The sequence below is a fragment of the Mammaliicoccus sp. P-M58 genome, assembly GCF_022386165.1.
Lineage (GTDB): Bacteria > Bacillota > Bacilli > Staphylococcales > Staphylococcaceae > Mammaliicoccus > Mammaliicoccus sciuri.
On the sequence record NZ_JAJNJI010000004.1, the window covers coordinates 1 to 14,009 of the forward strand.

The window sequence follows — 14,009 nt, forward strand, 5'->3', positions numbered from 1 at the left end:
CAACTTTCAACTTAAATTCATCACTATATTTTGTCATATTAAAACACCCCTAAAGTTAGTTTTTTTACTCTAACTTTAGGGGTGCAGTACCTAACAGGCAGTTTTTTATATTGTTTCTGATACTTTTTTAGAGTAATACATTGTGTTGACTAAATATAAGATAATCAATAACGACACGCTGAAGAATTGATTATTGTTTGAAGAAACTGAGAATATTGATGATAATGCTATAAATCCGATTATTAATTGTTGGTTCAGTGCATAAGTTTTTTGTAAGGCAATTAATGTAATATATTGTTCTCCACTATCCATCATATTAATTATTTTTTCACTTAATTGTTTATCTCCAGGTTTAGGATAGTTTCTCTCTGGGTATAATTTTCTCATTTTAGATAAATGTAAATATGATATTGGTGCTGTTGCTATTAATGAAACGACTGCTATTAACAGTGACAGCATACTTGGTTCTTTTGTTAAGTTAATGACGATATTTAGTATTGTTAAAGCTATTGTCATAATGATACCAAGCAATATGGGTGGATAAATTAATGTTTTTTCTAACTGTATTTCTATTTCATCTTCATTTTCAGGATTTGTTTCAAATTTTCTATATTTTTCAGCTTTTTTATAAACGTTCAATAAAATGATAACTAAAATAACTAATACAATTGCTAGAATAATGGCTGTAATATCAGTTTGCACTGTCGTAAGTTCAATTTCTAAAAAGTCATGTCCTTTTTTAAAAATACTTGTAAGTAAGCCACCTACTAGACCACCAATCAGCATATATAATATTAAGTTACCAATTAACATAATTTTATTCTTTTTCATAATTCATCCTCCTCGAATATGAAAACATCTTCAACATTTTCTTTGAGTATTCTTGCTATTCTAACAGCAGTCAATACTGATGGCATAAAGTTATTCCGTTCTATCAAAGAAACTGTTTGTCTTGAAATACATGCTTTTTTAGCCAACTCAGTTTGGTTAAATCCTTCCCGAGCTCTTAACTCTTTTACCCTATTTCTCATTTGACCACCACCTACATTTATCAATATACACGATTTTAGTCATATTGACAAATATATTTGTCATTTTGTTACATATAATTGTCACACTTATATGTATAAGAATACATATCTTTGGTAATTTATTAATATCATATTTACTTATTCGTCATTATATGTGAAGATTAAATAATTACATATTTCAGAATATTTTGAAGGGGGTAATTTTATGGATCATTTTGGCTTTTGGTCGATTATTCCTCCAATTATAGCCATTATTATGGTATTACTTACGAGAAGTGTTATTGTTTCATTATTTTTAGGATTATTTTCAGGCATACTCTTGTTAACAAGCTTTCATCCAATATCTTCTTTAAAAAAATTACTTGGAGATTATTTGTACAGCACGGTTGCTGATGAATATAATGCGGGCATACTTATCTTATTAGTTTTTATCGGAGGATTTGTTGCGTTGCTTGAGAACTCAGGTGGTGCAAAAGCATTTGCAAATCGATTTATATCCGGTGCGAAAAGTCGTATCAAAATCCAACTTGCTGCTTGGTTCAGTGGTATTATAATATTCTTTTCAGAAATGGGAACACCATTAATTGTAGGTCCAATTTATGAAAGTTTATTTGATAAAGCAAAGATATCTCGAGAAAAATTAGCTTGGATTATTGATTCAACTGCATCGCCAGTTTCTGTGATGGTACCGTTTATTGGTTGGGGAGTTTATATTATGGGCTTAATTGATACAGAATTTAAACGATTAAGCATAGATATGTCCTCATGGGATGCCTTTATAGTTTCCTTACCCTACTTTATTTATCCAGTCCTTGCGGTATTAATCGTCCCTCTTATTATTTTATTAAAATTAGATTTCGGACCTATGAAAGCAGCCGAGGATCGTATAATGAATACTGGTCAAATTTATTGGGACAATGCGAAGCCATTAAGAGAAAGTGTAGAAGTTGATAAAGATGTAGAAAATAAAAGTAAACCCATTCTAATTTGGTTACCTATCGTCATTTTAATTGTTTCATTGTTCACTTTATTAGCACCTAAAGGATTCCCGTTCCAAAGTGTAGAGGGTAAAGATTTCAGAATAGCTTTAAGTTTATCTTATTTCTTTGCTGCTATTTCTATTATCCTATTAATGTTATTTTATAAAGTTAAGACAATTAGCCAATCATTAAATATTTATACTACCGGTATGAAAAATATGACAGATATTTTAGTTATTTTAGTATTAGCATGGTCTTTAGGAAGTGTATTGGACAAATTAGGAACGGCTAACTATATCGTTCAAGTTATCGATGGCACGATACCACCTGCTATAGTACCTGCTTTAATTTTCCTTGTTGGTGCATGTATGTCCTTCGCAAACGGAACTTCTTGGGGAACATTTGCTATTATGTTACCTCTCGCAATTCCATTAGGATATCATTTAGACATTTCGTTAGCAGTTTGTATAGGAGCCGTTATTTCTGGAGGTATCTTTGGGGATCATAGTTCTCCAATATCAGATACAACCATATTATCATCAACAGGTGCTGGTGCTGATCATAAAGATCACAACAAGACCCAAGTACCGATTGCAATATTTAACGGTATTGTAACAACGATTGCTTTACTTATTACAAGTATAATTGATTTTAAATTCACACTTATTTTAGCTATCTTATTCATGATATGTGGTGTCTTTATTATAAATCAAGTTCAGAAATATCGGTATAATCTTTAAAAAGAGATGGGATAATTTCCCACCTCTTTTTATTATTTCAATTTAAGCGCTCTAAAAATTTGTTCAGTTTGTTGTTCAATGAGTTTATCACCATTATTCATAGCATCTTCTAAAGTTATAGGACCATTTGCAATACTAAATGCCGCAGTTAAACCTTGTTCGTGAAGTGCTAATAATGGCATCTCTACCGTACCACCAATTGCGATAACAGGTATGTCATAAGATTTTGCAATTTGTGCAATTCCTGATATGACTTTACCACCAGAAGTTTGACCATCTATTTTGCCTTCACCAGTGATAATCAAGTCTATTTCATTTTCTTTAATAATATCTTTAAAATTCACAAAACCTACTACAAGTTCGATACCTCTTTTTAATTCTGCATTTAAGAACGCTAACATGCCACCTGCAGTTCCACCCGCAGCGCCAGCACCTTCTATATTGCTTATTTCTTTATCTTTAAATGACTTAATAACATCTGCAAAATGAATAAATGATTGATCTAGCCTCTCTACGATTTCTGGAGTTGCTCCCTTTTGTGGCCCAAATATATAACTCGCCCCTTGTTTACCAACGAATGGATTCGTCACATCGCAAGCAATTTCAAATTTCACATCATGTATTTGTGGCATCACATCTGATTGATCTATCGTTTCAATATTATGAATATGTTTTGCACCTAATGGTATTTCTACTCCATTTTCATCTAGAAATTGATAACCTAATGCTTGTAATAAACCAATTCCCGCATCATTTGTAGCACTTCCACCTAAGCATACAATAAAATGTTTAATACCTTTTTCAATGGCATCTTTAATAAGTAATCCTGTACCATAAGTGGTCGTATGTAATGGATTAAGTTCTTCTCGTTTTAGTAAATCAATACCAGAACTTGTTGCTAGTTCGATAATAGCTGTCTTTCCATCGCCAGTTATACCATAACTTGATTGTATTGGCCTTGATAATGGATCTATACTATTAACTTCAATTACTGTTCCTTTAGTTGCTTGCACTAAATTAATCATCGTACCTTCTCCACCATCTGCCATTGGAAGAAGAACCGTTTTAGTTTCTGGATCTACTGTTAAAATGCCACGTTCTATCGCTTGCGCAGCACTGAGTGCATCAATGCTACCTTTAAAAGAATCTGGTGCAATTAAAACTTTCATGAATAACGCCACCTTCTTATGATTTCGTTCTAATTATATGTTACAGAAAAAATATAAAATTAACAGATTTAATTAATAAAATGGGAAGAATATTGGTAACAGAATCATTGAAACAATGATAGATAAAATAATAAGTGGGATACCCGCTATAGCATAGTCTTTAAACTTAAATCCACCAAGACCATAAACCATTGTATTGGCAGGCATACCAATTGGTGTTGCAAATGCTAGTGAACCACCGATTACAGTCGCCATTAATACAGCGCTAGGATCAGCTCCCATACCATTTGCAATAGAAATACTAATTGGCACTAATAATGCAGTTGTTGCTGTGTTAGACATAAAATTCGTCATCGTAGCAGATAACACGAGTATAACAAATAATAATACATACGGAGATGGATCTTTACCTAATGTACTCATTAACGAACTGGCAATTAGCTTACCTGCACCAGATACTTGAATAGCATTTGCTAAAGCAAGTGACCCTAAAAATAATAATATTGTATTCATATCAATTGATCTCATCGCTTTTTTCTCTGGAATAACTCTTGTTGCCATTAACACTAAAGCACCGATCCACGCAGAAACATGCAACGCAATACCTATTTGCTGTTCAAAAATCATTGCAATAACGGTTAAAATCAATATGCCTAAAGACATAACTTGTTTCCATTTTGGAACCTTTGAATAATCAACTTCTTGAGCATATATTGAATCTTCTTCAAGATCGACTTCTTCTCTTTTAGGTAATAATTTATGTCCAATTAAAGTGAAATATAATATACCGATAATAAGAATTGGTAACCCTACTTTTGCATATTCAAAAAATCCAAATCCATCACCTATTTGTTTAAGCGCTGACTGTGCAATCATGTTACCAGGTGCACCAATTAAACTTAAGTTACCACCCATTGTAGCTGCAAAAACTAATGGTAATAGTAAAGTAGATCTTGAAAAACCGGATTTTGCTGCGATACCAATTACAACTGGTATTAAAACTGCTGCAGTACCTGTATTAGAAAGTACCCCTGACATTAAACCAGTTATTAACATAACAGAAATAATTAATTGTCTTTCAGTTTTAGCAAATTTTGTGACGATTCCCCCTATTTTTTGAGCCATTCCTGTCTCGAAAAACGCGCCACCAACAATAAACATAGCCATAAATAATAGTACGTTACTATCAACGAATCCTGCAAAAGCTTCTTCAGGTTTAAGTACGCCTGTAATGACTAATCCAATTGCGACGATCATCGCAGTTACTGCTAACGGTATTTTTTCCCAAGCGAACATAACTATTGCAAATACTAAAAATATTAAAGTAATTATTGAACTATCCATACTAAACACCCCTTATGCCAAAAATTTGATAGCGTTTTCATTTCAATCATCGTACATTAACGTATACATTATTTAATAATGGATGTATCACAAAGAAACAGGAGGTTATTTATCATGTCAGAACAAAAAACATTTAAAATTGCTGTCATTCCAGGTGATGGTATTGGTAAAGAAGTTATTAACGAAGGGGTTCGTGTATTAAATCATTTAGCAGAGCAATCCAATCATCAATTTTCATTTGATTTTGATTACTTCCCTTGGGGATGTGAGTACTATTTAGAAAATGGTCGTATGATGGCAGAAGATGGATTAGATACTTTAAAAGACTATGATGCTATATACTTTGGTGCTGTAGGGTTCCCAAATGTTCCCGACCATATTAGCTTATGGGGATTGAGAATTGCTATATGTCAAGGATTTGACCAATGGGCGAATATTCGTCCAGTTGAATTTTTACCAGGTGTTGAAAGTAAATTAAATCATCCTGATGTTGAATCTTTAAATTGGGTACTCATTCGTGAAAATTCTGAAGGTGAATATTCTGGCGTTGGTGGTCGTAACTTTACTGGTAGAGGTGAAGGAAATGAAGTAGCCGTACAATCATCTTTATTTACAGAAAAAGGCTGTGAACGTGTTATTAGATATGCTTTTGAAACTGCAAGAAAGCGTAAACGTAAAAAAGTAACAAGTGTTACTAAAAGTAATGCGCAACAATATGGGATGGTATTATGGGATGATGTATTTAAACGTGTGAGCAAAGAATATCCTGATGTTGAAACAGATCAATGGTTAGTAGATGCTATGGCGGCACACTTTGTGTTACATCCAGAAGATTTAGAAGTCGTAGTTGCATCTAACTTATTAGCAGATATTTTATCTGACTTAGGTAGTGCATTAGCAGGTAGTTTAGGTATTGCAGCAAGTGCAAACTTAAATCCAGATCGTCGTTATCCAAGCATGTTTGAATCAGTTCATGGTTCTGCACCAGATATTGCTGGTAAAGGTATCGCAAACCCTATTGGAGCTATTGGTAGTGCAGCATTAATGTTAGATTATTTAGGATTAAAAGAAGAAGCAAATCAAGTCAATGAAGGTATTAAGAAAGCGACAGGTTCTGGCGCACTTACAATAGACATCGGTGGTAATACAACAACTAAAGAAATGGCAGATTCAATTATTGAGAACTTACATTCAAATGTGAAGCAATAATTTTATTCGTAATCATTTTATATAACCGCACGTCTTTCTGTTATAATGAGAGAAACTCATTTTAAGAAAGACGTGTATTTTTTATTATTTGAATGAGGAGGATACGACATGTCAGAAGAGCATCAAATTGAATATGATTCTTTAAAAGGAAAACTTCTAGACATCGCTAAACAGTTAGATGAACAGCGATTACCTATTCGTGCTTATCATATATTACGTATTGCGATTAAAAATTTAATATTAGAGCCGGGGCAAACAATTTTAGAAAGAGAAATTGCTGAAGCTTTAGAAATGAGTCGCACACCTGTTAGAGAAGCATTAGTAAGATTACAAACTGAAGGATTACTGACTTTAATTCCAAGGCGTGGTTTTAATATCAATCCGATAAAAAAGCATGATTTAAAGGAAATCTATGAAATCACTGAAACATTAGATGGTTTGGCAGTAGAATTAGCGACAACAAAAGTGACAGAAGAAAATATAGCACATTTAAAGCATTTAATAGAATTACAACAAGAACAACTTGAACAGAATAATTTATACAAATGGTCTATATTAGATGATCAATTCCATGCAGATTTAATTAGTTTTGCAAATAATACACGCTTAAGCAGCGTTATTAATATTCATGCAGACCAATTATTTAGAGCTAGATTATTCACAATCAATGATCGTCCTGTTCCATATCAATCTATCGTTGAACATAAAGCGATTATTGCATGTATAGAAGCTAAGGATAAGCATGCAGCACGATTAGCTATGCAATCTCACAGAAAAAGATCGTGGGGAGAAATTGTTAATTCATTAAATGACTAGATTAAAAAACCATAAACTTTACTCAAAAATTGTTTATGGTTTTTCTTTATACTTTATTTTATTGATGAGTATAAGTTAAATCCCAACCTATACCAAATTGATCGATTACTTTCGCATATGTCTGACCCCAGAAAGTTTGTCCAAGTTCCATTTGAACTTGTCCACCTTCTTTAAAGATATTATATACTTCATTAATTTGTTCTTCAGTTTCAAATTCTAAAACAATATATATATTGTGATTCTTATGAAGTGAATCATCATCATTTGGGGTATCAGAAAACATAAATAAATGACCATTAACTTCTAATTGTGCATGTATAATTCTATTTGGATCTTCGGAGGCGTCTACACCTGCGTCACCATAAGTTTGTGATTCTCTTACACTTCCATCTAATGCTTCACTATAAAATGCTAATGCTTCCTCGCAAGTTCCGTTAAAGTAAAGATAAGGTGTAACTTGTTTAATCACCATGCACCACTCCCCATATTTGATTGTTAATCAAAACAAGTATATAAATGTGCAAAGAGTTTGTCAAATGTTAATAAAGTTTACATTTTTAACACATGGTGATTATATTCTGTATTTCATCTATGATCGACTAGATTATGAATACTTTCTTCTTGTCTTCTATTTGTGTGATTTACACTCATTTCATTTGTAACCAAAGCTAATGCTTCATCACGTTCTCGCTCAAATGTATCTATAAATAAATTCAGTTCACGAGCTCGTTCTGGCACGAGTTGCGTAAGTGAAATATTTAATGCTGAATACTGCTCATGTTTATCACTTAACTGTTCTGTAAAACTCAAGATTACTCTAAATATATCCATCGTAATATTCGTGCCGTCTTTTAAAGAATAAGATTTAGAGATTGTATTGGCATTACTTTTCAGTGAAAAAGCAATTGTCTTAACTAATAAATTTCTAGATCTTAATTGTTTCGTTAAACGTTCCACTTGTTGAAGTATAATTTCTTTCATTTCATAATATTGATATTGTTTTTCAAACGCTACTTCACATTTAATATCTGGATTATAAATACTATGAGTTTCCCTAACGTTATTTGTATCTATACCATTGCTAATTAGATTCAATTCATTACCCATAGTGCCATATGATTGTGTTAATTTATTAACTGGATAGCGTGCTAAATCTCCAACAGTATATAAACCAAGCTCATTTAATTCCTTTTCTAATCGATCATTTATCCCCCACACTTTATGCAATGGATGTATCGACCACACTCTATCTCTTATATCGCTATAATTTAATACTCCTATTGATTGATCATGTTGGTAAGACTCGTTATCTAAAGCCAACTTGCTCAGCAACATATTCGGTCCAATACCTATATGACAATTCAATTGTGTTTCTTGTTCAATTTCAGCTCGGATCATAGAAGCAAATTCACTTGGACTATCAGAATATTGTTTATAATAATGTGTAACATCAATAAAAATTTCATCTACACGATGTTGCTGGATATCAACTGCATGTACATAATTTAACAATACTTTATAAATAGCATTTGCATAGTTTATATATTGTTTCAAATTTGGATTAATGATAAAAATATCATTTCTATGTGGTATTTCAAATAGTCTTGAACCCGTCTTGATTCCTAGTTCTTGTAATGGCTCAGTAGCTGAAATAACGATGGCGCCTTGCCTTTTTGTATCGGAAATAACAGCTAATTTATATTCATTTGGGTTAATACCTTTTGAAACACACGACACATTTGCAAAAAAATTATGATGACTTAAACATAAAATATATCTCTCTTGGAAATCACTGTAATTGTACATCACATCACCTCCCAGAACATTTGTTTGTATCATCATTATATACGAACACTTGTTCTATTTCAAGAAATTTATTTGTATAAATAAAAAGTCCTACACAGATTAACCCCTTATAGGTCAACTTTGTAAGACTTCATTATTAATTATCGCACTATACTTAATTTTTCTTCGTCATCAGCGCCAATTGACTGATCGATATGAACATGTGTCTTTAAAAATATTTCTTCTGGCTCGCCTTTGAATTCAATTTGTTCTAATTTAAATTCAAATTCGTATTCTTGATGGTCTTTCTTCTTAATCAAGAAGGATTGATTAACTTTATGCTTATGCAATTCATAATCAAATTCCGAAAAATCACTATCCTCGTTTTGATTATTGACACGTTCAATAAGTGACAATTCAATATATTTAACTTCTAAATCACATGAACCACCTTTAAATATTACTTTACCTTTAATGGGTTCTTCTTCATTAAAAGTCATCTTTTCTAGACGCGTATCGATTGTTAGATTACCGACACCTATAGAGGTAAGTAATTTTTCAAACATAATACAAATCCCCCTTAATCTTCATTAAAGATAGTTTAACCCGATTAAACTAAAATTTAAAGTGATTAAAGAGAATTTTTTAATTATAGTTGATAATTTTTTACAATCATCAATATTTAAAATAACCTTACTTATATAAACCTAATGCTTTCGAAGTTGATGAATTAATTTCATTAAATAAATCAGGATTATCAGATAAGTTTGTTCTAAATGAAGGTATCATTTGTTTAATCTTATCTTCCCAGTTTACAAATTCATTAGGGAAACAGTTTTCAAGTAACTGCAACATAACATGTACAGCAGTAGAAGCACCTGGAGAGGCACCTAATAACGCAGAAATAGAGCCATCTTCACTTGTTACAAGTTCAGTACCAAATTGTAATGTACCCTTTCCGCCTTCTTGAGTATCTTTAATGACTTGTACACGTTGACCAGCGATTACGATATCCCAATCTTCTAACTTCGCAGTCGGTATAAATTCTTTTAGTTCTTCTAAACGCTTTTCATCTGACAATAAGACTTGTTCTACTAAATATTTCGTTAATCCCATTTCTTTTAAACCAGCTGATAACATCGTAAAGATATTATTCGGTTTCACTGAACCAAATAAATCTAAGTTAGAGCCAGTCTTCAAGAATTTAGGCGAGAATCCAGCAAATGGTCCAAATAATAATGAACGTTTACCTTCAATGTATCTAGTATCTAAATGTGGTACTGACATTGGTGGCGCTCCAACTTTTGCTTTACCATAAACTTTAGCATCATGTTTAGCAATAATTTCTTCATTATTACATACCATAAATAAACCACTAACTGGGAAACCTCCTATATTAGAAGCTTCTTTTATGCCTGTCTTTTGTAAAAGTGGTAAACTACCACCACCGGCGCCAATAAACACAAATTGAGTATTATGGTATTCAACCTTTTTAGTTTCGGCATTATAAATCTTTAATTGCCATGAATTGTCTTCATTTCTTCGAATATTCTGAACAGAATGATTATAATTTAACTCTACACCTTGGTCTTTTAAGTCACTTAATAATGAGCGCGTTAAATTCCCAAAGTTTACATCCGTACCAGATTCAATTTTAGTTGCGGCAATTCTTTCATCTTGAGAACGCCCTTCCATCATAAGCGGCATCCAATGCTTTAACGTTTCAAAATTATCTGTAAACGTCATACCAGTGAATAATGGATTTTTTGATAATGCATCACATCTATTTTTCAAAAATTGTACATTTTTGTCTCCATAAACAAAACTCATATGTGGTACAGGACGAATAAATGATTGTGGATCTGTTAAACTACCTTTGTTTACTAAATATGTCCAAAATTGCTTTGATAATTGAAATTGTTCATTTATTTGAATTGCTTTATCAATATTAACCGAACCATCCGCCTCTTCTTTAGTATAATTCAATTCACATAATGCTGAATGACCAGTTCCGGCGTTATTCCATTCGTTAGAACTTTCTTCAGCTGGTTTTGATAATTTTTCAAATAATTTAATTTCTAAATTTGGTGATAATTCTTTAAGCATAGTACCTAAAGTAGCACTCATAATGCCTCCACCAATTAATATTACATCTGTTTTCTTATGTAAAGCATTCATAATTAACTACAGAGCCCCTTTCAATATTAACCATTTCGACTAAATATATGTCCATAAAAATATACAAATGAATAATTTGTATGAATTAATCTATGTATTACTACTATTATAAACCTTATACTTTCATTTAAAAAGTGACAACAAGTACACAATGTGTAATAAGTTAATTTTAATATTAAGTTACATTAAAATAGTCGAGAATTAGTATAACTTAATTAATATATCCATATAAATAGTATAACACATTCCTTAAATGATGGTTTGAAAAATTTCATTTAACCTTTATAGTTTACATAATATTATTATGAATTTCACATAAAAATACTTATATTATAATAAAATTGGGTATTATAGTGGTATAATCAAAACAAAAATATTTTAAAGGAGTTTTTTATGAAACCTTTCATTAATTTACTTAAAAAAGGAAGCAAGTCTTCGCTTTCTGCTGCAGTTGTTAACTTTATTTTAGGTTGTTTAAAGTTATTCGCTTTTATCTTTACAGGAAACATCGCTATGTTTGCTGAAATGATGCACTCTTTTGGTGATGCAGCAAACCAACTTTTCGTATTTTTAGGATCAGCATTTTCTAAGAGAAGTCCAAATGAAAAATTCCCTCTTGGATATGGAAGATTAATTAACCTCGTTTGTTTAATAGCTGTTATTATTGTAGGTATTTTATCTTATGAGACAGTTAAAGAAGGTTTCCACCATATTGTCCATCCAAATGAAACTGGTGGACCAATATTATTTTTCTGGATTAATATCGCTGTTTTAGCTATCGGTATTATTTTAGAAGGTAGTGTTTTAAGAAAAGCTGGTAAAGAAATCTTAGAAGAAGCTGGTGAAAGCAGTAAAGGATTACTTACACCATTTACTAAAAGTTATTTACTGATTGGTAAAGCTAAACCTGCAACAAAATTAGTATTTATGGAAGATACTGTCGCAACTGGTGGAGGTATTATTGCCGTTCTCTCAATCATTATCGCAAGATTAACAGGTTTAGGTATGTTAGAAGGTATAGCCTCAGTTATCATTGGTGTGATGATGTTTATAGTTGTGGGTATTATCTTTATTGAAAATGCACAAGGGGTTCTTGGTATTGCAGATCATGAATCTGAAATACATGCTTCACGTGTCATATTAGATGATAAAGCAATTAGTGATATTAAAAGACTTGCTGTTATTAAAGAAGGAGAAGCACTTCATATAGAATGTTTATTAGAAGTTAATCACAATCATACACTTAAAGAGTTGTCAGATATCAGAAAACGGATTATATTAAAATTGTTAGACTTATCTCATGTTGAAGATGTGAACATTGAATTCATAGAAGATGACGGTCAAACAGACTGGAATGGAGATAGTGGTCCTTCAGCAAATATTCAATATAATAAGGAGCGTTTATAATGCCAATCGTTAACATTAAATTAATTGAAGGTAGATCTGATGAACAATTGAAAGGTCTTGTAAAAGATGTTACAGAAGCTGTTCATCAAAATGCAAAAGCACCAAAAGAAAATATTCATGTCATTATTGAAGAAATGAAACCTGAACACTACGGTGTTGCTGGTACACGTAAATCTGATTCATAAGCACTACATCAATATAAAAAGCAATAAATGGTCGAAGTGACCATTTATTGCTTTTTTAGTTTCCTTAATGATTAATCGTTAAGAAATTTTTTAATTGCTTCTTTATTTTTTTCTTTGTCGATTTTTAATACTGCCCCATTTTCTATATCATTCTCATTTGTATAAGAACCTTTAACAGGGACTGTTAACGTCTTAATATTTTTATCGCCTCTAGCTAAGAAGCTAGCTCCCGTTTTGTAAATTGTTTGATCATCTAAGTTGGTATTAACATAACCTCTAGCAATACCAGCTAATTTCGGTGCTTTAACAACTGAATCCACACTCATCAATTCTGATTTTAGTGCAGTCATAACTTGTTGTTGTCTTCTAACACGACCAAAGTCACCTTCTTCATCGTGTCTAAAGCGCGCATAACCTAATAATTCTTTCCCGTTTAAATTATGTTGCCCTTGTTTTAAAGAAACACCAATTTTTGCAGACATATCTTTTTCAACATCGATTGGAACGCCTTTAGGTGCAATTTCATCGACCATTTCTTCAAATCCATCAAAATCGATAATTGCATAGTATTCCGGATCAATATCAAGGTTCTTCTTCAATGTCTTACGTAATAATTCAGGTCCGCCTAATGAATATGCAGTATTAATCTTATAATTACGATAGCCACCTGGGATTTCTGAATAAATATCTCTCATGACAGATACAATTTTGAGATCTTTTTTCAAGTAATCGTATTGAACAATCATAATTGAGTCTGTTCTAGGTTGTGAATTATCTACTTTGCGGTCCTCACCTAATACGAGCACATTTACTTTACCATCATTCCGCGTTGTACTATTGAATTTATGTAATTGCTGCTTTTTACCATTATCTGATGAAACTTTCAAACCAGATTTATAAGAAGCATTAATGTAAAATCCAAGTCCAATTAAAAGTAAGATGATACCTAAGAAAATAAAAGGTCTTTTTTTAATTCTACGCTTTTTTCTTCTTGTAGGTATATTCGTTTGACGATTATCTTCAGTTTCTGATTGATTATGCGAAGTCATTGTTACCAACCTTTTATCTTCAAAATTGAGTCTAATTATATTATAATGAGACTCATACATTAAGTTAACCAATTTATATACTAAAAATCAAGAAAAATTGCAAAGCTAACTTAAAA

14 protein-coding genes are annotated in these 14,009 nt (G+C 31.7%); 5 read left to right on the forward strand and 9 right to left on the reverse strand.

The genetic code is table 11. The annotated features are described in order from the left end of the window. Positions 1-105: 105 nt before the first annotated feature. Positions 106-831, reverse strand: coding sequence for a DUF3169 family protein (locus LQ694_RS05220; protein WP_070368912.1), 726 nt, complete (start codon positions 829-831; stop codon positions 106-108). Beyond that, the gene (locus LQ694_RS05225) at positions 828-1,031 is read right to left on the reverse strand and encodes a helix-turn-helix transcriptional regulator (protein WP_239771837.1); all 204 of its coding nucleotides are present in this window, start codon (positions 1,029-1,031) and stop codon (positions 828-830) included. The genes LQ694_RS05220 and LQ694_RS05225 overlap by 4 nt, the downstream gene beginning before the upstream one ends. 205 nt (positions 1,032-1,236) lie before the next feature. On the opposite strand from LQ694_RS05225, the gene LQ694_RS05230 reads away from it, so the two are divergent. Further along, entirely contained in the window at positions 1,237-2,751 is a 1,515-nt protein-coding gene (locus LQ694_RS05230; RefSeq protein WP_218696572.1) for a Na+/H+ antiporter NhaC family protein, read from the forward strand. A 32-nt stretch (positions 2,752-2,783) separates the two neighbouring features. Here the strand turns inward: LQ694_RS05230 and LQ694_RS05235 are convergent, their stop codons facing one another. Together LQ694_RS05235 and LQ694_RS05240 are read right to left on the reverse strand one after the other, a co-directional pair. Beyond that, positions 2,784-3,920: a glycerate kinase family protein gene (locus LQ694_RS05235; RefSeq protein WP_096791406.1), complete on the reverse strand. Its 1,137-nt coding sequence runs from the start codon at positions 3,918-3,920 to the stop codon at positions 2,784-2,786. Between the two features lie 72 nt (positions 3,921-3,992). Further along, complete coding sequence (locus LQ694_RS05240) at positions 3,993-5,264, reverse strand: SLC13 family permease (RefSeq protein WP_239771839.1); 1,272 nt, start codon at positions 5,262-5,264, stop codon at positions 3,993-3,995. Between the two features lie 114 nt (positions 5,265-5,378). Between LQ694_RS05240 and LQ694_RS05245 the strand changes: the two genes are divergently transcribed. Continuing rightward, positions 5,379-6,473: a tartrate dehydrogenase gene (locus LQ694_RS05245; protein WP_196968240.1), complete on the forward strand. Its 1,095-nt coding sequence runs from the start codon at positions 5,379-5,381 to the stop codon at positions 6,471-6,473. A 108-nt stretch (positions 6,474-6,581) separates the two neighbouring features. Then, entirely contained in the window at positions 6,582-7,289 is a 708-nt protein-coding gene (locus tag LQ694_RS05250) for a GntR family transcriptional regulator (RefSeq protein WP_058611333.1), read from the forward strand. A gap of 58 nt (positions 7,290-7,347) precedes the next feature. Here LQ694_RS05250 and LQ694_RS05255 read toward each other — a convergent pair whose 3' ends face one another. From LQ694_RS05255 to mqo, 4 genes are all read right to left on the reverse strand, one after another. After that, entirely contained in the window at positions 7,348-7,761 is a 414-nt protein-coding gene (locus tag LQ694_RS05255; protein WP_172965064.1) for a VOC family protein, read from the reverse strand. A gap of 113 nt (positions 7,762-7,874) precedes the next feature. Further along, on the reverse strand, positions 7,875-9,095 hold the full coding sequence (locus tag LQ694_RS05260; RefSeq protein ID WP_218696575.1) for a Y-family DNA polymerase: 1,221 nt from the start codon (positions 9,093-9,095) through the stop codon (positions 7,875-7,877). Between the two features lie 140 nt (positions 9,096-9,235). Beyond that, positions 9,236-9,640 carry a sporulation protein gene (locus LQ694_RS05265; protein ID WP_025905962.1) on the reverse strand — a complete coding sequence of 135 codons (405 nt, stop codon included), beginning with the start codon at positions 9,638-9,640 and terminating at the stop codon, positions 9,236-9,238. A 127-nt stretch (positions 9,641-9,767) separates the two neighbouring features. Further along, positions 9,768-11,252, reverse strand: coding sequence for a malate dehydrogenase (quinone) (mqo, locus tag LQ694_RS05270; protein ID WP_058591313.1), 1,485 nt, complete (start codon positions 11,250-11,252; stop codon positions 9,768-9,770). Positions 11,253-11,645: 393 nt separating this feature from the next. Between mqo and LQ694_RS05275 the strand changes: the two genes are divergently transcribed. Continuing rightward, positions 11,646-12,659 (forward strand): cation diffusion facilitator family transporter, encoded by a 1,014-nt coding sequence (locus LQ694_RS05275; RefSeq protein WP_218696576.1) that lies wholly within the window; start codon positions 11,646-11,648, stop codon positions 12,657-12,659. Beyond that, positions 12,659-12,844 (forward strand): 2-hydroxymuconate tautomerase, encoded by a 186-nt coding sequence (locus LQ694_RS05280; protein ID WP_037560206.1) that lies wholly within the window; start codon positions 12,659-12,661, stop codon positions 12,842-12,844. The genes LQ694_RS05275 and LQ694_RS05280 overlap by 1 nt, the downstream gene beginning before the upstream one ends. Positions 12,845-12,915: 71 nt before the next feature. Here LQ694_RS05280 and LQ694_RS05285 read toward each other — a convergent pair whose 3' ends face one another. After that, positions 12,916-13,893 carry an LCP family protein gene (locus LQ694_RS05285; protein ID WP_058611337.1) on the reverse strand — a complete coding sequence of 326 codons (978 nt, stop codon included), beginning with the start codon at positions 13,891-13,893 and terminating at the stop codon, positions 12,916-12,918. Positions 13,894-14,009: the final 116 nt, after the last annotated feature.

What these genes read in the sequence shown, in the direction of transcription:
- LQ694_RS05220 (WP_070368912.1), bottom strand. Translation starts at nt 831, where the DNA reads ATGAAAAAGAATAAAATTATGTTAATTGGTAACTTAATATTATATATG.
- LQ694_RS05225 (WP_239771837.1), bottom strand. Translation starts at nt 1,031, where the DNA reads ATGAGAAATAGGGTAAAAGAGTTAAGAGCTCGGGAAGGATTTAACCAA.
- LQ694_RS05230 (WP_218696572.1), top strand. Translation starts at nt 1,237, where the DNA reads ATGGATCATTTTGGCTTTTGGTCGATTATTCCTCCAATTATAGCCATT.
- LQ694_RS05235 (WP_096791406.1), bottom strand. Translation starts at nt 3,920, where the DNA reads ATGAAAGTTTTAATTGCACCAGATTCTTTTAAAGGTAGCATTGATGCA.
- LQ694_RS05240 (WP_239771839.1), bottom strand. Translation starts at nt 5,264, where the DNA reads ATGGATAGTTCAATAATTACTTTAATATTTTTAGTATTTGCAATAGTT.
- LQ694_RS05245 (WP_196968240.1), top strand. Translation starts at nt 5,379, where the DNA reads ATGTCAGAACAAAAAACATTTAAAATTGCTGTCATTCCAGGTGATGGT.
- LQ694_RS05250 (WP_058611333.1), top strand. Translation starts at nt 6,582, where the DNA reads ATGTCAGAAGAGCATCAAATTGAATATGATTCTTTAAAAGGAAAACTT.
- LQ694_RS05255 (WP_172965064.1), bottom strand. Translation starts at nt 7,761, where the DNA reads ATGGTGATTAAACAAGTTACACCTTATCTTTACTTTAACGGAACTTGC.
- LQ694_RS05260 (WP_218696575.1), bottom strand. Translation starts at nt 9,095, where the DNA reads ATGTACAATTACAGTGATTTCCAAGAGAGATATATTTTATGTTTAAGT.
- LQ694_RS05265 (WP_025905962.1), bottom strand. Translation starts at nt 9,640, where the DNA reads ATGTTTGAAAAATTACTTACCTCTATAGGTGTCGGTAATCTAACAATC.
- mqo (WP_058591313.1), bottom strand. Translation starts at nt 11,252, where the DNA reads ATGAATGCTTTACATAAGAAAACAGATGTAATATTAATTGGTGGAGGC.
- LQ694_RS05275 (WP_218696576.1), top strand. Translation starts at nt 11,646, where the DNA reads ATGAAACCTTTCATTAATTTACTTAAAAAAGGAAGCAAGTCTTCGCTT.
- LQ694_RS05280 (WP_037560206.1), top strand. Translation starts at nt 12,659, where the DNA reads ATGCCAATCGTTAACATTAAATTAATTGAAGGTAGATCTGATGAACAA.
- LQ694_RS05285 (WP_058611337.1), bottom strand. Translation starts at nt 13,893, where the DNA reads ATGACTTCGCATAATCAATCAGAAACTGAAGATAATCGTCAAACGAAT.